Source organism: Sulfitobacter sp. (assembly GCF_039977885.1).
Taxonomy (GTDB): Bacteria; Pseudomonadota; Alphaproteobacteria; order Rhodobacterales; family Rhodobacteraceae; genus Sulfitobacter.
Genome location: NZ_JBDWCI010000018.1, coordinates 55,025 through 73,600, shown reverse-complemented (window position 1 = coordinate 73,600; position 18,576 = coordinate 55,025). Strand labels below are relative to the sequence as shown.

The 18,576-nt window shown below is 55.7% G+C and carries 19 protein-coding genes and 1 tRNA gene; 12 read left to right on the top strand and 8 right to left on the bottom strand.

All coding sequences use genetic code 11. The features are described 5' to 3' along the window. Positions 1–12 precede the first annotated feature (12 nt). From ABJM03_RS12570 to ABJM03_RS12555, 4 genes are read right to left on the bottom strand one after another with little or no spacing between them, the layout of a single operon-like run. A complete protein-coding gene (locus ABJM03_RS12570; protein ID WP_348417999.1) occupies positions 13–600 on the bottom strand; it encodes an HD domain-containing protein in 588 nt (195 codons plus the stop codon). Continuing rightward, entirely contained in the window at positions 597–1,133 is a 537-nt protein-coding gene (locus ABJM03_RS12565) for a hypothetical protein (protein ID WP_348417997.1), read from the bottom strand. Before ABJM03_RS12565 ends, ABJM03_RS12570 begins: the two co-directional genes overlap by 4 nt. A 4-nt stretch (positions 1,134–1,137) precedes the next feature. Further along, positions 1,138–1,374: a hypothetical protein gene (locus ABJM03_RS12560; RefSeq protein ID WP_348417995.1), complete on the bottom strand. Its 237-nt coding sequence runs from the start codon at positions 1,372–1,374 to the stop codon at positions 1,138–1,140. Then, on the bottom strand, positions 1,374–2,027 hold the full coding sequence (locus ABJM03_RS12555) for an alpha/beta hydrolase (RefSeq protein WP_348417993.1): 654 nt from the start codon (positions 2,025–2,027) through the stop codon (positions 1,374–1,376). The genes ABJM03_RS12560 and ABJM03_RS12555 overlap by 1 nt, the downstream gene beginning before the upstream one ends. Before the next feature lie 187 nt (positions 2,028–2,214). On the opposite strand from ABJM03_RS12555, the gene ABJM03_RS12550 reads away from it, so the two are divergent. The 11 genes from ABJM03_RS12550 to ABJM03_RS12500 all read left to right on the top strand — a co-directional run bounded on the left by ABJM03_RS12550 (position 2,215) and on the right by ABJM03_RS12500 (position 10,860). Continuing rightward, entirely contained in the window at positions 2,215–2,673 is a 459-nt protein-coding gene (locus ABJM03_RS12550) for an Rrf2 family transcriptional regulator (RefSeq protein ID WP_348417991.1), read from the top strand. Positions 2,674–2,679: 6 nt separating this feature from the next. Then, positions 2,680–3,783, top strand: a complete 1,104-nt coding sequence (locus ABJM03_RS12545) for an aminotransferase class V-fold PLP-dependent enzyme (protein WP_348417989.1) — start codon at positions 2,680–2,682, stop codon at positions 3,781–3,783. Between the two features lie 25 nt (positions 3,784–3,808). After that, complete coding sequence (gene sufB, locus ABJM03_RS12540; RefSeq protein WP_348417987.1) at positions 3,809–5,323, top strand: Fe-S cluster assembly protein SufB; 1,515 nt, start codon at positions 3,809–3,811, stop codon at positions 5,321–5,323. Then, positions 5,323–5,508, top strand: a complete 186-nt coding sequence (locus ABJM03_RS12535; RefSeq protein ID WP_348417985.1) for a hypothetical protein — start codon at positions 5,323–5,325, stop codon at positions 5,506–5,508. Before sufB ends, ABJM03_RS12535 begins: the two co-directional genes overlap by 1 nt. A 37-nt stretch (positions 5,509–5,545) precedes the next feature. Beyond that, positions 5,546–6,343: a polysaccharide pyruvyl transferase family protein gene (locus ABJM03_RS12530; protein WP_348417983.1), complete on the top strand. Its 798-nt coding sequence runs from the start codon at positions 5,546–5,548 to the stop codon at positions 6,341–6,343. Between the two features lie 59 nt (positions 6,344–6,402). Then, a complete protein-coding gene (sufC, locus tag ABJM03_RS12525) occupies positions 6,403–7,158 on the top strand; it encodes a Fe-S cluster assembly ATPase SufC (protein ID WP_348417981.1) in 756 nt (251 codons plus the stop codon). Continuing rightward, entirely contained in the window at positions 7,158–8,438 is a 1,281-nt protein-coding gene (locus ABJM03_RS12520) for a SufD family Fe-S cluster assembly protein (protein WP_348417979.1), read from the top strand. Before sufC ends, ABJM03_RS12520 begins: the two co-directional genes overlap by 1 nt. A gap of 1 nt (position 8,439) precedes the next feature. Further along, positions 8,440–8,928, top strand: a complete 489-nt coding sequence (locus ABJM03_RS12515) for a YIP1 family protein (RefSeq protein WP_348417977.1) — start codon at positions 8,440–8,442, stop codon at positions 8,926–8,928. After that, on the top strand, positions 8,928–9,515 hold the full coding sequence (locus tag ABJM03_RS12510) for a YIP1 family protein (protein WP_348417976.1): 588 nt from the start codon (positions 8,928–8,930) through the stop codon (positions 9,513–9,515). Before ABJM03_RS12515 ends, ABJM03_RS12510 begins: the two co-directional genes overlap by 1 nt. Then, on the top strand, positions 9,508–10,728 hold the full coding sequence (locus ABJM03_RS12505) for a cysteine desulfurase (protein ID WP_348417975.1): 1,221 nt from the start codon (positions 9,508–9,510) through the stop codon (positions 10,726–10,728). The genes ABJM03_RS12510 and ABJM03_RS12505 overlap by 8 nt, the downstream gene beginning before the upstream one ends. A 55-nt stretch (positions 10,729–10,783) precedes the next feature. Next, positions 10,784–10,860, top strand: a tRNA-Arg gene (locus tag ABJM03_RS12500). 75 nt (positions 10,861–10,935) lie between these two features. Here ABJM03_RS12500 and ABJM03_RS12495 read toward each other — a convergent pair. The 4 genes from ABJM03_RS12495 to ABJM03_RS12480 all read right to left on the bottom strand — a co-directional run bounded on the left by ABJM03_RS12495 (position 10,936) and on the right by ABJM03_RS12480 (position 16,606). Continuing rightward, positions 10,936–11,832 carry a DMT family transporter gene (locus ABJM03_RS12495; RefSeq protein ID WP_348417974.1) on the bottom strand — a complete coding sequence of 299 codons (897 nt, stop codon included), beginning with the start codon at positions 11,830–11,832 and terminating at the stop codon, positions 10,936–10,938. A 134-nt stretch (positions 11,833–11,966) separates the two neighbouring features. After that, positions 11,967–14,405 (bottom strand): FAD-dependent oxidoreductase, encoded by a 2,439-nt coding sequence (locus ABJM03_RS12490; protein WP_348417972.1) that lies wholly within the window; start codon positions 14,403–14,405, stop codon positions 11,967–11,969. A gap of 143 nt (positions 14,406–14,548) precedes the next feature. After that, on the bottom strand, positions 14,549–15,523 hold the full coding sequence (locus ABJM03_RS12485) for a LysR family transcriptional regulator (RefSeq protein ID WP_348417970.1): 975 nt from the start codon (positions 15,521–15,523) through the stop codon (positions 14,549–14,551). Between the two features lie 51 nt (positions 15,524–15,574). Next, positions 15,575–16,606, bottom strand: a complete 1,032-nt coding sequence (locus ABJM03_RS12480) for an L-idonate 5-dehydrogenase (RefSeq protein ID WP_348417968.1) — start codon at positions 16,604–16,606, stop codon at positions 15,575–15,577. A 209-nt stretch (positions 16,607–16,815) separates the two neighbouring features. Between ABJM03_RS12480 and ABJM03_RS12475 the strand changes: the two genes are divergently transcribed. After that, positions 16,816–18,570, top strand: a complete 1,755-nt coding sequence (locus ABJM03_RS12475; protein WP_348417966.1) for a hypothetical protein — start codon at positions 16,816–16,818, stop codon at positions 18,568–18,570. Positions 18,571–18,576: the final 6 nt, after the last annotated feature.

Sequence of the window (18,576 nt, the reverse complement as noted above, 5' to 3'; positions counted from 1 at the left end):
ACCGGGGCAATTTTATGCTTTGGGCTTTGCGGCGAAAAAAGCAGCAATCCGCGTGCGGGCATAATCCCACAAGGCGGGCGCGCCCAAAGCAATCTTACCACCGATACGGGTCTCGATCTGTTTTTCAGTCACATTGTAGTCGGTCCAGCTGCCACCACCGGCTTGCAGGTTCTGCATGGGCGGCTGGAAACGGTCGAGCGATTTGGCAAATTGCGCCGAGGCTGTCTCGGCTGCTTCGAATTCTTCCCAAATAGCGCGTAGGCTTTCGCGCAGATCATCGGGCAGCAGGCCAAATATGCGGTCAGCGGCAATTTGCTCCTGCGCTTCCATCTTGGCGACATCGACCTCCCCAAAGATCGGATTGTCGCCCGCGTCGATCTCTACCAGATCATGCAGGATCAGCATTTTTATGACGCGGTTGATATCAACATTCGGTCCGGCCTGATCGGCCAGCACAAGCGCGTAAAGCGTCAAGTGCCAGCTGTGTTCAGCCGAGTTTTCATAACGGGAGTTATCGCAAAGCTCGGTCGCACGTACGATTGTCTTGAGCTTATCCGCCTCATTGAGAAAGGCGATTTGTTGCTCAAGGCGATTGGTCATGCGGCGTTCCTTAGATAGTCGTCAATTTTAGGGATTTGGTTCAGAAAACGTTCGGCCAGTACAGACGGCCGTTTATTTGCCTGATTTTTGAATGCAGTGATGAAGGGCCCGATAAATGCCCGCACCAAGAATATAACCTGATACAATGCAGCGAATGCAAGCAGCCCGTTTGGAAGTCTCTGGTCGTCATCGGTGAGTGGTATATCGATCACGCGTGCGACCTGCATATTCATATCACTTACGTCATCGTTGGCATAAGCCGCCGCATCAGAGTTGCTGGCTGCGGCGGGGACGTTATGTGCAGTGCAATCCGCGACAAGCGCTGGCGCTTCGAGATCGGTCACCCAAACATTCATGCGCACAACAGCTGTCTGACTTATACGGTAGAAAAATGTTCGGTCTTGTCCAAGAAAGTGTTCGTTAGTGTCCACAAAGCCTATCTCGTAGAACCCGCGCGCAAGGAGCGCGGGTCCAATGTGCTCAGCCATCGTACGCGAAAATTTTGCACGTGGAGCTTGGCTGAGCGTCGCCATGCGTCTAGTCGCCTGTGGTGGCGCGGTGCTTCTTCAGCTTTGTCGCCAGAAACGCGCGGCCTTTCTGTTCGGCCATTCGTGTGCGGATGGCCGTCAAAAAAGCTTCCTCGAGCGTTTGTGAAGACGCACCAATCACTGACCCGACCTCCATGAACAGCCGATCCTCGCCGGTCTCTTTCTGAACGGCAAGGCATTCTTCGGCCAGTTGGTTGGCCATTTTTGTGACGGCGTCATCTGCCATTAGCGTGTGTTCTCTGTCAGGCGGCGGCGCACGTATTCGGTTGTGGAGTTGATCATCGTGTCCATATGCGGCTCTTCAAAAAAGTGACCGGCACCCTCAATCTCTTGGTGGGTGATGGTGATGCCTTTTTGCTCATGCAGCTTGTTGACCAGATTTACAGTGTCGGCAGGAGGTGCCACGCGGTCGCCGGTGCCGTTGATCACCAGACCGGATGCGGGGCAGGGCGCGAGGAAGCTGAAGTCATACATGTTCGCAGGCGGCGCAACCGAGATAAAGCCCGTGATTTCAGGGCGGCGCATCAACAATTGCATACCGATCCATGCCCCGAAGGAGAAACCGGCAACCCAGCAGTGTTTGGAGTTATTGTTCATCGACTGCAGGTAATCGAGGGCTGATGCCGCATCAGACAGCTCGCCGATGCCTTGATCATACTCACCCTGAGACCGGCCCACGCCGCGGAAATTGAACCGCAGAACCGTAAAACCCATTTTGTAGAATGCGTAATGCAGGTTGTACACGACCTTGTGATTCATCGTGCCGCCGAACTGGGGATGGGGGTGCAAAACGATAGCAATTGGCGCATCGCGTTCTTTTTGCGGGTGGTAGCGGCCTTCAAGGCGGCCTTCGGGTCCGGGAAAAATCACCTCGGGCATGCAAATACTTTCTGTTAAGTTCTCAGGGCCAGCAAAACATTGCCGCGACATTCTTGACGAATTCGCTTGGGCATCTTAGAACAATTCTAATATATGTGAATCCACAGACGCGGACCCGCGCTAGTGGGATGTAGGCATTTCGACCGCCAAGGTCAAACAAAAGCCTGCCTTATCGATAGGATGCGACATGAAATTATCCACGAAAGGTCGCTATGCGATGGTGGCCCTTACCGATATCGCGCTTCAACCCGAGGGTTGTCTTGTCTCGTTGGGTGATATTGCTGAGCGGCAATCGGTCTCGCTGCCCTATCTGGAACAGCTGTTTGTCAAGCTGCGCCGCGCGGGGCTGGTGACTTCGGTGCGCGGGCCCGGTGGCGGGTACCGTTTGGCCAAATCCACATCGGAAATACGAGTGGTCGACATCCTCTCTGCGGTAGATGAATCGGTTGATGCGATGCACAAGGGTGCAGGTGCGTCTGGTGGGGCTTCGGGCAGTCGGGCACAGTCTTTGACCAACCGGCTGTGGCAAGGCTTGTCTGCGAATGTCTATGTGTTTTTACACCAGACGCGTTTGTCAGATGTGGTGAGCAACCAGATGTCGCCCTGTCCGGCTGTGCCGAACCTATTTGCCGTCGTGGACGAGTAAGCCCCCATGGCCAAAGCCCGAATATATCTTGATTACAATGCGACGACCCCTTTGCGCATCGAGGCACGCGAGGCAATGATCGCCGCGATGGATATTGTCGGTAACCCGTCGTCCGTTCATGCCGAAGGGCGCGCAGCAAAGATGCTGGTCGAGCGGGCGCGCGCGCAAGTGGCTGAATTGGTTGGCTGCAAACCACAGCAGGTGATTTTCACCTCAAGCGCTACCGAAGCCGCAGCGCTCGCTGTCGCGCAAAAAGGCCGACACCGTGGGACTTTTGCTGCTCTACCGACCGAACATGACTGTTTAGGTGTCTGGAGCGGGCGCACATTGCAGAGCCTTTATGACGGGGATGGTAACCAGATCCGCCATGAATCCGATATGGGCACGGGGTTGATCGCTGTGTCCGCCGCCAACAGCGAAACGGGCATCATGCGCCCCAACTTGCGCGTTGCTGGCAGCGGTGAGGGCTATTTCGCGCTGTGTGATATCACCCAGATGGCTGGCAAGATGCCTGTGATCTACGAAGAAATCACGCCAAGCTATGCAATTCTTTCGGCCCACAAGATGGGTGGCCCGAAAGGCGTGGGCGCGCTGATCAATTTCACTGCCGACGATCCTGAGCCGATGCTGCTGGGCGGTGGGCAGGAAATGAACCGCCGCTCGGGCACCGAAAACGTGATCGGTATCGCGGGTTTTGGCGCAGCTGCCGAAGCAGCGAACCGGGATGTTTCGGAGGGAAAATGGAGCGAAGTTGAAGAACTTAGAATAATTCTAGAAAAGACTATTGCCTCTACCTCTAAACAGACTATTTTTGTCGGGAACCAAGTTGCCCGCCTGCCCAACACCTCTTGCATCCTGACGCCGGGTTGGAAGGGGGAAACGCAAGTCATGCAGATGGATCTCGCGGGTTTTGCGGTTTCGGCCGGTTCCGCCTGTTCAAGCGGAAAGGTCAAGGCCAGCAAGGTTTTGATGGCGATGGGATATGAAGAAGAGGAGGCCACAAGCGCGATCCGCGTTTCGCTTGGCCTTGAGACGACGAGAAATGAAATTATGCGCTTTACCGATGCATGGTGCAGCGCCTTTGAGAAACACCAAAAGCGGGCAGCCTGAAGCGGCCCCCCGAAAGGAAAAGAAGATGGATACGACGATAGTAAAAGACGGTGTTGATCAAGAAACCGTTGATGCAGTGCGCGAGGTTGGCGGCGCCTATAAACATGGCTGGTCCACCGACATCGAAATGGAATATGCGCCGCTGGGTTTGGATGAGGATATCGTCAAACTGATCTCATCCAAGAATGACGAGCCCGAGTGGATGACCGAATGGCGCCTTGGGGCCTATGCCCGCTGGCAGCAAATGCGCGAACCGGATTGGGCGATGGTGGATTATCCGACGATCGACTTCCAGCAACAGTATTATTACGCGCGCCCCAAAAGCATGGCGGTAAAGCCCAAGTCGCTTGATGAAGTAGATCCCAAGCTTTTGGAAACTTACAAAAAGCTCGGTATCCCGTTGAAAGAACAGGCTATTCTGGCCGGCGTCGAAGGTGCCGAAGAGATGTCCGATGAGCCGCGCCGCGTGGCCGTGGATGCGGTATTCGACTCTGTCTCGGTCGGGACAACCTTTCAGGACGAGTTGAAAAAAGCGGGCGTGATTTTCTGCTCGATTTCGGAAGCGATCAAAGATCATCCTGAGCTGGTCAAGAAATACCTCGGTTCGGTCGTGCCTGTGCAGGATAACTTCTATGCCACGCTGAACTCGGCTGTCTTCTCGGACGGGTCGTTTGTATACGTGCCGCCAGGTGTGCGTTGCCCGATGGAGCTGTCCACTTACTTCCGTATCAACGCGGAAAACACTGGCCAGTTCGAGCGGACGTTGATCATCGCCGACAAAGGCTCATACGTGAGCTACCTTGAGGGCTGTACCGCGCCGCAGCGCGATGAAAGCCAGCTGCACGCTGCTGTGGTTGAAATCATCATCGAAGAAGACGCCGAAGTGAAATATTCCACCGTCCAAAACTGGTACCCCGGTGACGAAGACGGCAAGGGCGGCATTTATAATTTTGTGACCAAACGCGCTGATTGCCGCGGTGACCGTGCCAAGGTGATGTGGACGCAGGTCGAAACCGGCTCTGCAGTGACGTGGAAGTACCCGTCCTGCATCCTGCGCGGCGACGACAGCCAGGGCGAATTCTATTCAATCGCCATCGCCAACAACATGCAGCAGGCCGATACCGGCACCAAAATGGTACACCTTGGCAAGCGCACCAAGTCGCGCATCGTGTCCAAGGGCATCTCGGCGGGCAAGGCGCAGAACACCTACCGTGGTCTGGTTTCGATGCACCCCAAAGCCAAGGACAGCCGCAACTATACCCAATGTGACAGCCTTCTGATCGGCGACAAATGCGGTGCGCACACAGTGCCGTATATCGAGGTCAAGAATAACAGCAGCCGCGTTGAGCATGAGGCGACCACATCCAAGGTGGATGACGAGCAGCTCTTCTACTGCCGCTCGCGCGGCATGGACGAGGAAGAAGCCGTGGCGCTGGTTGTAAACGGGTTCTGTAAGGACGTGTTGCAAGCCTTGCCAATGGAATTTGCCATGGAAGCGCAAGCGCTTGTGGCGATCTCTCTTGAAGGTTCCGTTGGCTGATGTCCAAACTGCTGAAGGAAACAGCGGTCGCTATAGCGGTCTATCTGGTGCTGAGCCTCGGTTTTGGCTTTGGCGTCGAGGCAGGCGACGGCTGGCCTGAGGCAGTGCTGTCAGCGCTATTGTTTGGTCTGTTCTATCTGGTCATCGGTTTGGTCATCCGTTGGATCAAGGGACGTAAATCATGACAACCGCCATCACAGGTTTTGCGACAGGTGTTCAGAGATGAGCACGCTGTCCCACAACAGCCCCTTGCGCCTGCATTGGTGGAAGGCAGAGCCGAATTTCGGCGATGCGATCAATCCGTTGATCGTGGGACATGTGGCGCGTCGTGAGGTTGAACACTCGGGGCCCCGTAAGGCTGATATGTTCGCCATCGGCTCGGTGATGCAGGTGGTGAAACGCACGCACAAGGAAGCGCGCAAATCAGGCGAAAAGCTTTGTGTTTGGGGGACGGGTTTACTTAATCCTGTCTTCGGGCACGATTTTTTAGACAACGTCGAGGTTGCGCTGTTGCGTGGTCCTGTTACGGCGGCGCTGCTCAAACTTGAACATAAACGTTTCGGTGATCCGGGGCTTTTGATCAATGAGGCTTTGCCGTTCGAAGGTGACCGTGCGGACCGTATCGGGGTCGTTCCGCATTATACATTGATGGATGATCCGGCATTGTTGGCCTTTGTGGCATCAGATCCGGCCTATCTGTTGATTGATCCGCGCGGTGATCCTGTCGAGGTCTGTTTGCAGATCGCTGCCTGTGCCCATGTGTTTGCCTCGTCTTTGCATGGGTTGATCATCGCCGATGCTTACGGAGTGCCGAACACCTGGATCGAACCAAAGGGCCAAAGCTGGCTCAAATATCACGACTATGCCGCCTCGATCGGGCGGCGTGACATGTCTGCGCCCTGCGATTACGCGCAAGCAAAAGCGGTTAAATCCGCACCCATCGAATATGGGGAAGAAATCGAAGCGGCCCGTGCGGCTTTGCATGAAACCTTCCCCGCCCGACTTAAATCAGCAGCCTAAACGCTGCCCCCTGCACACCGCGCCATTGGCGCAAGAATAGAATACAAAGGAGCACTCACATGCTGAGCATCAAAAACCTTCAGGTCGATCTGGAAGACGAAGACAAGCAAATCCTCAAAGGCGTTGATCTGGAAGTCGAAGCGGGCAAAGTGCACGCGATCATGGGGCCGAACGGCTCTGGTAAATCGACACTTTCCTATGTTCTGTCCGGTAAGGACGGCTATGAGGTAACAGGTGGTTCTGCCACGCTCGAAGGGGTCGACCTTTTGGATATGGAACCTGAAGAGCGCGCCGCTGCTGGTCTGTTCCTTGCGTTCCAATACCCTGTGGAAATCCCCGGCGTGGGCAACATGACTTTCCTGCGCACGGCCGTTAACGCGCAACGTAAGGCTCGTGGCGAAGAAGAAATGTCGGCTGCCGAGTTCCTCAAAGTTGTACGCGCACGCGCAAAAGAGCTGAAAATTGACGCCGATATGTTGAAGCGCCCTGTCAACGTGGGCTTCTCCGGCGGTGAGAAAAAGCGCAACGAAATTCTGCAGATGGCGATGTTTGAGCCAAAGATGTGCATCCTGGACGAGACAGATTCCGGCCTTGACGTGGATGCGATGAAGCTGGTGGCCGAAGGCGTGAATGCGCTGCGCTCCGAGGGTCGCGGTTTCCTTGTGATCACCCACTATCAGCGTTTGCTGGATCACATTAAACCCGATGTCGTGCATATCATGGCCAATGGCCGCATTGTAAAAACCGGTGGTCCCGAGCTGGCGTTGGAAGTTGAAAACAACGGTTACACCGATATCTTGGCCGAGGTGGTGTAATGGCGGACGCAGCAGTAAATACAGATCCGACAGAGGCGATGATTTCGTCCCTGTCGATGCCAACGGGCACATGGGCTTTGCCTGCGCGCACGGATGCGCTGTCTCGCCTGCGCGACATGGGATTGCCCCAGCGCCGCGACGAGTATTGGAAATACACGCGCCCCGATACATTGACGCAAGTAGACGCGCCGGCGGCTGCCGCGATGTCCGTCTCGGACGCGCAAATCTTTGAGGACATCGAGCGGCTCAAGATCGTTTTTGTGGACGGTGTGTTTGACGCTGACGCCTCTGATGATCTGAGCCTCGAGGGCATCACGATCGAGCGTTTGGCCGCATCTGAAAGTGATCTGCATTGGGCCACATCGGTTTATGGTGTGCTCGAAAAGCAGGGCCAGAACCCTGTGCAACGTCCCTTGGCCGCGCTCAATACAGCCTTTGCAACTGATGGTATTTTGATCCACGTCACGGGCAAGCCAAGCAAACCTGTAAGTCTGGTTTATAGCCATGTATCAGATGCTTCTGATGCGATCTTACACCACTGTGTCAAGCTGGACGCAGGTGCAGAGATGACGCTGTTGGAAAATGGTCCGGCTGCTGCGCGGTTTAACAATGTGTTGGAAGTCGAAGTGGCTGATACCGCTTCTTTCCACCACATCCGTGCGCAAGGCCGCGATCATGACCGTCGCGCCGCGACCCATATTTTTGCCCGCTTGGGCAAAGAATCCGCTTTCCGTTCCTTCACGATGACCATGAACGGTCAGCTGACCCGCAATGACTGCGTGATCGAGCTGACCGGCGACGATGCTATCGCGCATGTTGCAGGGGCCTGTGTCGGCGATGGTGATTTCCACCATGACGACACGGTGTTCATCACCCATGATGCAGTAAATTGCGAAAGCCGTCAGGTTTTCAAAAAAGTGCTGCGCAACGGGGCGACAGGCGTATTTCAGGGTAAAATCCTTGTAAAAGCAGGCGCGCAAAAGACTGATGGCTACCAGATCAGCCAGTCCTTGCTGCTTGATGGCGACAGCCAGTTCTTGGTCAAGCCCGAGCTTGAGATCTATGCCGATGATGTGGCCTGTAGCCACGGCTCGACCTCTGGTGCGATTGACGAGGAAGCGCTGTATTACCTACGCTCACGTGGGGTGCCGATGGCAGAGGCGACAGATATGCTCACGCTCGCGTTTCTGGCCGAAGCAGTGGAGGAAATCCACCACGAGAACCTGCGCGATGACATGAACACGCGCCTTGGTGCGTGGCTGACGCGGCGCCGCAGCTAAGGTGGCGCTGACGAGCGATATCGTGGCCACTTACCGTGGCCCCTCAAAAGTGGTCTCGCGCTTTCTGGCGCAAGGCCGCAATGAGGTGCGTGCGCTGTTGTTCTTGCTTATCGCGGGTATATTGATGTTTGTGGCCTCCACACCCTATCAAGCCCGCGAGGCAGAGCTGGACCCCGATATCCCGCTATTGGCGCGGCTGTATTGGAGCGCCTTTTTGTACATCTTTATCCTGCCCATCCTGCTCTATGCCTTTTCAGGTGTCATTTGGATTTTGGCCCGCATCGCACGGCGTAATGTGACGGGGTATCAAATCCGTTTTACGCTGATATGGGCATTGCTGGCGTCAACACCGGTTTTGTTGTTGATGGGGCTCACGGCGGGGTTTATCGGTCCCGGGGTACAATTGCAGGCCGTAGGCTTTGTCTGGATCGCTGTCTTCGGGTGGTTCTGGGCAGCTGGCCTGCTTAGCGCGGATGGAGCACCTGAATAATGCAGCAAGACGCGCTTAAAGACTTGGCGCTGGAAACCCTCCAGAGCCCGCGCAGCGCCGCGCAAAAGATCATGAACCTCTTTCTGGGTCGTGATGTTCTTTGGACGGCGCTTGTCCTTGTGGCTGTGCTTAACAGCATCATCTTCGGGATATCGATCCTGACCGAAGACGTATCGCAATTGCCAAGCTTCATGCGGAACCCGATATCGTTCTTCTTTATCATCGCAGGCGTGCAGGTGATGAGCGTGCACGGCTTTTATTGGGCGGGCCGCGCCATTGGCGGGCAGGGGGATCTGGGCGATCTGCTGAGCCTGCTTGTCTGGTTGCAAGCGCTGCAAATGGCCGCACAGGCGGTTTTGTTTGTTGTGACGATAATCGCCCCGACGATCGGGCAGCTGTTATCACTGGGGGTCAGCGGCATGGCGCTGTGGATCACCGTTAATTTCATCACCGAAGCGCTGCGCCTGCCCACATTGTTGCACGGCGTCGGTGTGATTGTTCTGGCCGCGGTCGGGGTCGCTTTTGGCTTGATGATGCTGATCGGTCTGATTGGCATGGGCGCAATGGGAGTTTCTCCGAATGTATGATGTAAACAAAATCCGCGCCGATTTTCCGATCCTGTCGCGGCAGGTCAACGGCAAGCCGCTGACCTATCTGGACAACGGTGCCTCGGCGCAAAAACCGCAGGTTGTGATTGATGCAATCACCACCGCCTATAGCCACGAATATGCCAATGTGCACCGTGGGCTGCACACGCTCAGCAATCTGGCAACGGATAAATACGAGGCCGTGCGCGGTATCGTTGCGGGCTTTGTGAATGCGGCCTCGGAAGATGAGATCATCTTTAACTCTGGCACCACCGAAGCGATCAACATGGTCGCCTACAGCTGGGCCATGCCGCGCATGGAAGCGGGCGATGAGATCATTCTAAGTATCATGGAACACCACGCCAATATTGTGCCTTGGCACTTTTTGCGCGAACGCATGGGCGTGGTGATTAAATGGGTCGAGGTCGATGCCAATGGCGCGCTGGACCCGCAAGCCGTGATTGACGCAATCACCCCAAAGACAAAACTGATTGCGATCACCCATATGTCCAATGTCCTGGGCACCGTTGTGGACGTGAAAGCGATCACCTCTGCTGCCCATGCCCGCGATGTGCCTGTGTTGGTCGATGGCTCCCAAGCAGCGGTTCACATGGCCGTGGATGTGCAGGATATCGGATGTGATTTCTATTGCCTGACAGGTCACAAGCTATACGGCCCGTCAGGGTCGGGTGCTATCTATGTCAAGGCCGAGCGTATGGCCGAAATGCGCCCCTTTATCGGTGGCGGTGATATGATCCGCGAGGTCACCCGCGATGCTGTGACCTACAATGACGCCCCTATGAAGTTCGAAGCCGGAACGCCGGGGATTGTGCAAACCATCGGCCTAGGTGTTGCGCTGGATTATATGACCCGTGTCGGAATGGATAATATTGCCGCCCATGAAGCCACGTTGCGCGATTATGCCGTCGAACGGCTTGCGGGGTTGAACTGGATCACTGTTCAGGGCACCACACCGGACAAGGGCGCTATATTCAGCTTTTCCATGGATGGCGCCGCCCATGCCCACGACATATCGACCATTTTGGACAAAAAAGGCGTGGCAGTGCGGGCAGGGCAGCATTGTTGCGGCCCGCTGATGCAGCATCTTGACCTCAACGCCACCTGCCGCGCGTCATTCGCCATGTACAACACCAAAGATGAGGTGGATGTGCTAATCGACGCGCTGGAACTTGCCCACGAACTTTTCGCCTGATCCAAGCCGATTTGTGGATTGCAGGGGCAGGGCATGCGGACTATACCACAGCCGTGGACCATTAGCTCAGCTGGATAGAGCGCTGCCCTCCGAAGGCAGAGGCCAGAGGTTCGAATCCTCTATGGTCCGCCACATCTCCTTTTTAGTAATTGCCTGACGTCACACTCAAAGGCTTGGGCTTTCGGTTGGTGCTGCCCGCTGGCCCGGTCACACTGGGGAGGGCGGCCTTTGGCGGCGTACGCTCATCAATAGGCCAGCTGTCAGCAAACACAGGGCAAGGATGCTGATCCAATTGAGCGTTTCTCCCAGTACCAGCGCGCCCAGAATGGCGCCACCGCCGGGCACTGCTGCAAGGATGAAGGATGTGTTCCCGTTCCCGATTGTGCGTGACGCATAGGCGATCAGCAAAAGGCCGATCAGATTTGGGACAAAACCCTGATATACGGCTTGTAGCAACAACGGCCCCAAAGGAGCCTCGGCAATTCCCGAAGGTAGCCATAACCACCATACCGGTAGATAAAGCGCCGCATTCACGACCGTGCCGCAAAACAGGATCTGTATTGCGCCCAGTTTCCAGCGTTCGGACAGGATCACATAGGCCGAAAAGAACACTGCCCCGATCAGGAAATGCAAGTCACCTATCCAGGCGTCAGCAGTGCTTGAGGTGCTGGCATCCCATGCCAAAGCTACGGCAGAGATAAGGATCAGCAAAGCACCGGTCATCTGCTTTACCTCCGGTCGCTTGCGCAGCACGACCACAGCGAAAATAATGCTCATGAGCGGCAAAAGCCCGTTCATGAATATCCCGCCATGGGCCGCGGGCGCATAGATGAAACCCGAAAAAACGATGAGGATGTAAACAGGGCCCAGTATGAAGGACACGACAATGATCTGGACCCAGCGCATGTTCCGCCATGGTTTGAAATATAGACATAACGGCAAGGCAATTACGGCGGCCAGCCCGTACCGGAAGGCTGCCAGATCATAGATCGTCAGCCCGCTGCCATTGGCCACACGGCTCACGATAAGCCAGAAGGACCAGACGATAACGATCGTCCACGTCGCAGCGAAGCCTTTGACAAGGGAGGGGGAGCCATCGGACATATGCAGCGCGCCATTTTGTGGAAGTGATTGTAAACACAACAGCAGTAGGCCTGCATGCAGGCAGTGGCAAGGCGTTTGGACAAAGGCGAGCGGCTCACACCCCCCACCATGACCACGGCGGAGTGTGTGGCTGTTTAGCTGCGCATCAATGCAAAGGACGGGTCATAGGGGGATGGCGTGATCACCTCGGCATCTACTATGTCGCCACATAGGTCCAGCTTCATCACTGTGCCGATCACGGCCTTCTGAGGCATGACGAACGCATAAGCGAGGTTCATGCCCACACGGTGACCATAGTCGCCCGATGTGATTGTTCCAACAACCGTGTCACCGTCCATCAACGAGGCACCGCCATGTGCCGGCGCTGTGTCATGGGATACCTTCAGCGTAACAAGCTTGCGCAATGGGCCGTTCTCCCTTCGCGCCTTCAACGCTTGTTTCCCGATGAAATCTGCGTCCTTGTCGATTTTTACAAACCGGTCCAGCCCTGTTTCAAAAGGATCGAACTCAGTCAGCAGATCAGCCTTCCAATGCAAAAAGCCTTTCTCCATCCGCATGGACTCCACAGCCCGTGCGCCAAAGATTTTCAGGCCGTGGGCGTTGCCCGCTTCGCGCAGGGCCAGATAGACCGCATAAAGTGATGCATTGGGGACGTGGATTTCATAAGCCAGCTCACCGGAGAAGCTGACCCCCAAGACGGTAACCGCCGAGAAACCGATGAAGGCTTCACGCACAGACAGCCACGGGAACGCCTCCTTGGACCAATCTGCGCGGGAACAGGCCTGTAGCACTTCGCGCGCTTTGGGGCCTGCCAGAACAAGGATTGTCTGATCGTTGGTCAGGCTGTTGATTTGGACGTCCTCGCGGACATCCATGTGCATTTTCAGCCAGTCCATGTCGTGGAACTCGGCGGCAGCGGCCGAGCCATACCATGCACGGGCAGGGCCACGATCAGAGGCGGGAATATTGGCCACTGTGGCCTCGCCCTTAATCATGCCGTGGGTGTTGAGCATATAGCCGAGACCCACGCGGCCGTCTTTCCGGGTCACATTACCGCAGAACATGCGGTCGAGGAATTTGTGGCGGTCCTCGCCGGTAATCTCGAAACGGTTAAAACCGTTGACCTCGCACAGGCCGGCATTTGCCTGAACGTTGCGGACTTCTTGGGCAACAATGGGGAGGGATTCGTCAAAGTCGAAGCTTAGGGTAGGATGAAAATCAGGGGATGGTTTGATGTAATCCACACGCTCCCAGCCGTTCACAACCGTGAATGCCGCTCCTTCTGCTGCCATGATCGGCGTGATCGGCGTGGTTTTCGCGTTGCGGCCTGCGGGGCGGTGCTCATGCGGGAAGTGGAAGCGGAATTCGTTCTGGTAATCCTCAATGGCCTTTAGCGCCGTGAGTTCGACGTTTGTGTGGCCGGTGAAACGGCGCGGGTCGATGACCCATGTGTCATATTGCGCTTCGCCATGCACGATCTGTTGGGCCAACAACCAGCCATGACCGCCGCCTTCACCCAGACCGGCACGCAGGCCGATGATGCAGAATGCGTTGCGTTTGCCGGGGATCGGGCCAACCAATGGCGCGCCGTCGATGGTATAGGTGATAGGTCCATTCACGACGCGCTTGATGCCAACCTCTGTCAGGACGGGCATTCGTTCGAACGCGCCTTCAAGCACGTCCATCACACGCTCAAGGTCATCGGGGCACAGATCGTTTGAAAAATCCGGGTTAATCCCGTCCATACCCCATGTTTTACAGTCCTGTTCATAAAAACCGACCAGCAGACCGCCTTTTTCCTGACGCGAATAATAATCCGAGATCGGGCAACGCAGCAGCGGCATCCGGTGACCTGCCTCGGCGATGGCCGGAATATCTTCGGTGACGAAATACTGGTGCTCCATAGAGGCGACGGGGTGATGCACACCCATCATTGCGCCGACTTCGTTCACGCGGTAGCCACAGGCGTTTACAACGATATCGGCGTCGATGTTGCCTTTGTCTGTCTCAACGGTCCATGTATCGTCTTTATGCTGGGTCAGACCTGTAACACTGGTCTGGCGGTAAACCTGCGCACCCTTTTTGCGCGCATGGTACGCCAAAGCCTGACATAGCTGTGCGGGATCAATATCGCCGTCTTCGCCGTCCCATAGGCCACCAATCAGGTTATCTGTAGAAATCAGTGGATGACGGCGGGCACATTCGTCGGCGTCGATAACTTCGTATTCGACCCCCATACCGCGGGCCATAGATGCAAAGTGACGATAGCCCTGCATGTGGGCTTCGTTGTTGGCCAGCCGGATGCCGCCATCACCGTGGTGGTAACCGACAGGATAGTCAGGATCATCGCGCAGCTTTTTGTACAGGGCAATGGAATGGGATTTCAGGCCGACCATCGTTTGGTTCATGCCAAAGTTCGTAACCTGCGCAGCCGAGTGCCATGTGGTCCCTGATGTGAGCTCGTCCCGCTCGATCAGGACCACATCCGTCCAACCTTCTTCGGTCAGGTGATAAAGGGTTGAGCAGCCGGCAATGCCGCCGCCGATGACCGCAACTTTAGTCCGTGACTTCATGGAGAGAGTCCTTTGGAAAATACTAAAGCGACGTGAGCAGGCTTTTTACAGGCGTTACAAGTTCAAGCTTTTAGTTCCGATAAATGAGAACACTAAATCCGGATGAGTGAAATTAGATTGCGCGTCAGGCTTTCGGATTGCTTCTAGTCCAACAGACCGAATTGATCCCTTAGCCATGGTGCCGCCTCATGCATTGGCGAAATGACCTGAGCGCCCAACCCTTGTCGCAGCTTGTGATTGACGAGGTCGATCACATCGCGGGGGCAATCGGGGCTTGACACAAGTGACAGGGTCCGGCCAAAGCTTTTGCCGGGAAAGGGCAGCATGCGCAATTTGGGTTGAAAACGGCGGGCGCGGGCAAACAAAAGCGGCGTAGTGATAGTCCATCCTGCTCCTGCGGCAACCATTGCCATCAAGGTCTGGTTATTGCTGCATTCGAATTTATGCGGCAATTGCACGCCGAGCCTGCGCAGCTGTGTCTCGATCTGGGTGGCAATCATCAGATCCGAGGAAAACTGCAAGAACGGCAACTTGCCCCCGCCCGCGATAATTTCGGGCAAGGAATCTTCGGCACCTACAGGCATCACCGCAACAAAAGGATCACGCAGCACGGTCCAGTCCTCTAGATCACTCAACGTGCCTTGCGGTGTGGTCACAACGCCCAGATCAAGCTCGCGATGGCGCAGCTTGCGGATGATCTCGTGGCTTGTGCCGGTGTGATAAAGAAAATCGCAGCCTGCCATGTGTCGGGACAGATAGACGGCCAGGTCGGGTGTCAGATCGCTATCGAGGTCCTCGATTGTGCCAATGCGCAAATAGCTCGTCTCGGCCACGCTGCCTGCGGTGGCCTCGGCTGAGGCTTTACGGATGCTTTGCATGGCCTGCGTGATATTGCGCAAAAAACTGCGGCCTTTCACGGTGAGCACCATCGGGCGGCGTTCGTGATCGAACAGAGCCACGCCAAGATGTTCCTCGAGGCTGCGCAGATGGTGTGACACCGTGCTGATCGACAGGCCTGATTCCTGCGCAGTTTCGCGCAGCGAATGGGTCCGAGCATAGCTTTGAAACAGTTCCAGCCCCTTAAGGCTAAGGTCTTTGTGAGTAGAAGGTGATGCCATTGAAGTATTGCCAATCAGGAAGTGCCGGTCTGCTTTGCCGTTTCGGGGACATTAGGCAAAACTAAGCTGGACTTTCAACGCAGTCTTACGATTACCAGCAAGATCAAAGGCATATTGCATCTGTTCGAGTGGCACAGTTGCTGTAATCAAGGGCGCTACATCCAACCGACCACGACGCATCATGTCAACGGCGGTAAAAAACTCCTCATGAAACCTGAACGATCCTCTGAGCTGAATTTCCTTGGCGGTCATGGCCTGAACCGGCAACATCATGTCACCGCCAAGCCCGAGTTGCATCAGAACCGCGCGCGGGCGCAGGGCAGGGATGGCCGAGGCGATGACAGGCGCAATGCCGGTACATTCAAACATCACATCAAAATGGCCTTTGTCGGCGCTATAGCCTGCCAGTGCCTCAGGATGATCGGCTACGTTATGGGCATTATCCGCGCCGATCTGCAACGCGGTCCTGAGAGGTAGCTCTGCGATGTCAGTGGCCACCACCTGCGCCGCACCCGCCGCCCGCGCCACCAGTACCGCAAGCAATCCGATCGGCCCGCAACCGGTTACCAACACACGCTTACCTGTCAGCGCACCGGCAAGCTTTGCCGCGTGTAAAACAACAGAAAGAGGTTCGGCCATGGCCGCTTGGCCCGCGCTCAGCCCGTCTGCCACAGCGCATTGCGCTACATCCGCAACAATCCATTGCCGGAACGCCCCCTGAATATGCGGGAACGGCATGGCCGAGCCGTAAAAGCGCATATTCAAACAGTGGTTCTGCTTACCCTCGTGGCAATATACGCAAGACTGACAAGGCCGTGAGGGCGAGATGGCAACCAGTTGCCCAACCTCCAGCCCCTGAACCCCCTTGCCAAATTCTTCGATCCGGCCAGCCACCTCGTGACCCAGGATCATCGGTTGCTTGAGCTGGATCTCACCGATGCTGCCATGGTTATAATAATGCAGGTCCGATCCACAAATGCCGCCGGCCTCTATCCGCACAAGCACCTGACCCGCTTGCGGCTGTGGCTTATCGCATTCCTCTAATCGTAGATCCTTGGCTCCATGTACAACAATGGCTTTCACAACCCGCTCCTCCATCCCCGATGAACATGATGTTAGCCTAGGGATTTTCGCGATGTAAGGGGCGGCTGAAATCGGGCTACCGCTCGCCCAAGGGCCCTATCACGGGGATGGCGCGATTTTGTCGTGAACCTTTCAGGGACCCCGGCCGTTAGGCAATAATATGCATCTGTTTTTACAGGCTGCTGCGGCTCCTAACCTAAGAGAATTTCATGCCAGACCTTTTCCCAACCAATCCGGATCTAAGCCAAGTCGATGAAGAGCAGCTGCCTGTTCCGGAGCACAGACGCTATCGGATGGGGCATTTCTTTGGGCTATACGGGGCCGAACATATCGCCGCGACCGAGTTTGTCATCGGCGCTACGCTTGTGACTCTCGGCGCGAGTTTCAACGATGTTGTTTTCGGGTTACTCATCGGTAACCTCATGGCAGTGCTCAGTTTCTGGTTGATTACTGCGCGCATTGCGACGGATGTGCGGCTTAGCCTTTATGCCTATCTGGGCAGGATCGCCGGCACGACGACCTCGACGCTGTATAACGGGGTGAATGTCATATTTTTCGGCATGATCGCTGCGGCCATGATTACAGTCGCGGCAACGGGGGTGACGCTGCAACTGGATGTGCCTGCGCAAACGGCCCCTTATCCCACTAGTTTGCTTTTTGTGGCCGTCGTTGCGGTTTTATCCGTGGTGGTGGTCGCGGTTGCCATCTTTGGTTTTGAAATTCTTTCCGATTTCGCCAGCATCAGCGCGCCATGGCTTGCAACAATGTTCATATGTGGCGCGGTTGTTTTGATCCCGCCCTTGCTGGAGGCGGTAAACGGCCAGACAACGGCAAGCATTGGCGAGTTTGTCGCGCTGGCCAAATCGGATATTTTCACAGGGGAAACACCCGATGGCTCTATGAGCATCGGTTTTTGGGGCGTAGCCGGATTTGCCTGGGCGGCCAATAGCATTGCGCATTTCGGCCTGATCGACATGGCCTTGCTCCGCTATGCCCGAAAAAGCTGGTACGGCATTGCATCCTCGTCCGGCTTGATCGTCGGGCATTACATCGGATGGATTTGTGCAGGGATCATGGGGGCTGCGGTCGCCACATTGACCCAGACGCCACTGACCGAGATCAGCCCGGGCAAAATGACCTTTGAAGCGTTGAATTGGACGGGTCTGATTATCGTTGTGGTCGCAGGTTGGACAACGGCCAATTCCAACCTTTATCGCGCCGGCCTTGCGGCACAGTCGATCTTTCCCGATCATTCGCGCGCAAAGGTCACGGCAATCGTAGGCGCAGGCGTGGTCTGTGCCGCCGTCTTTCCGTTCTTCTACCGAAGCATTCTGCCACTGCTGACTTATGCGGGTCTTGCCGTGATGCCAATTGGCGGGATCGTGTTTGCAGAGCATGTTTTGTTCAAACGCTTCGGTATGACGCGCTACTGGATGCATCTGAAAAATCTGCCCCGAAATATCCCCGCGCTGATCACCTGGGCTGCTGGCATCGCTTTTGCCGCATTGCTCAATATATTTGATTTTGTGTTGCTCTATTATATTTTCCTCCCCACATGGGCGTTCAGTGTTGTGCTTTACACAATCCTTGCGCGGGCTTACGGGGCAGCAGATGAATTCCCCGATGCACAGCGCGAGCAGGCCGGTTTCGAGGCGCAGATCAGCGCATTTCATAAAGAACAGGCCCAGACCGAAGGGCCTGTCGACAGCACCCCTGAACCTGCCACGCTGGATCACATCATCCGCTGGGTCTGGATTTTAGGCGGGCTGATCGCGCCCTTGGCGTTTGCCGCTATCACCCTTTTCGCCAGTCCCGACATCGCGACTTATGATGCACAGGTTGATGTTTTCTATACTGTGGCTTTGTGTTCGACACTGTTGTATTTCACTACTGCCTATTGGGGATTGCGGCGCCAAAAGGCCCAGCGCGAAGCTTCACACAGGCGAGGGTCAAAAAATGAATAAAGGCAC

What these genes read in the sequence shown, in the direction of transcription:
- ABJM03_RS12570 (WP_348417999.1), bottom strand. Translation starts at nt 600, where the DNA reads ATGACCAATCGCCTTGAGCAACAAATCGCCTTTCTCAATGAGGCGGAT.
- ABJM03_RS12565 (WP_348417997.1), bottom strand. Translation starts at nt 1,133, where the DNA reads ATGGCGACGCTCAGCCAAGCTCCACGTGCAAAATTTTCGCGTACGATG.
- ABJM03_RS12560 (WP_348417995.1), bottom strand. Translation starts at nt 1,374, where the DNA reads ATGGCAGATGACGCCGTCACAAAAATGGCCAACCAACTGGCCGAAGAA.
- ABJM03_RS12555 (WP_348417993.1), bottom strand. Translation starts at nt 2,027, where the DNA reads ATGCCCGAGGTGATTTTTCCCGGACCCGAAGGCCGCCTTGAAGGCCGC.
- ABJM03_RS12550 (WP_348417991.1), top strand. Translation starts at nt 2,215, where the DNA reads ATGAAATTATCCACGAAAGGTCGCTATGCGATGGTGGCCCTTACCGAT.
- ABJM03_RS12545 (WP_348417989.1), top strand. Translation starts at nt 2,680, where the DNA reads ATGGCCAAAGCCCGAATATATCTTGATTACAATGCGACGACCCCTTTG.
- sufB (WP_348417987.1), top strand. Translation starts at nt 3,809, where the DNA reads ATGGATACGACGATAGTAAAAGACGGTGTTGATCAAGAAACCGTTGAT.
- ABJM03_RS12535 (WP_348417985.1), top strand. Translation starts at nt 5,323, where the DNA reads ATGTCCAAACTGCTGAAGGAAACAGCGGTCGCTATAGCGGTCTATCTG.
- ABJM03_RS12530 (WP_348417983.1), top strand. Translation starts at nt 5,546, where the DNA reads ATGAGCACGCTGTCCCACAACAGCCCCTTGCGCCTGCATTGGTGGAAG.
- sufC (WP_348417981.1), top strand. Translation starts at nt 6,403, where the DNA reads ATGCTGAGCATCAAAAACCTTCAGGTCGATCTGGAAGACGAAGACAAG.
- ABJM03_RS12520 (WP_348417979.1), top strand. Translation starts at nt 7,158, where the DNA reads ATGGCGGACGCAGCAGTAAATACAGATCCGACAGAGGCGATGATTTCG.
- ABJM03_RS12510 (WP_348417976.1), top strand. Translation starts at nt 8,928, where the DNA reads ATGCAGCAAGACGCGCTTAAAGACTTGGCGCTGGAAACCCTCCAGAGC.
- ABJM03_RS12505 (WP_348417975.1), top strand. Translation starts at nt 9,508, where the DNA reads ATGTATGATGTAAACAAAATCCGCGCCGATTTTCCGATCCTGTCGCGG.
- ABJM03_RS12495 (WP_348417974.1), bottom strand. Translation starts at nt 11,832, where the DNA reads ATGTCCGATGGCTCCCCCTCCCTTGTCAAAGGCTTCGCTGCGACGTGG.
- ABJM03_RS12490 (WP_348417972.1), bottom strand. Translation starts at nt 14,405, where the DNA reads ATGAAGTCACGGACTAAAGTTGCGGTCATCGGCGGCGGCATTGCCGGC.
- ABJM03_RS12485 (WP_348417970.1), bottom strand. Translation starts at nt 15,523, where the DNA reads ATGGCATCACCTTCTACTCACAAAGACCTTAGCCTTAAGGGGCTGGAA.
- ABJM03_RS12475 (WP_348417966.1), top strand. Translation starts at nt 16,816, where the DNA reads ATGCCAGACCTTTTCCCAACCAATCCGGATCTAAGCCAAGTCGATGAA.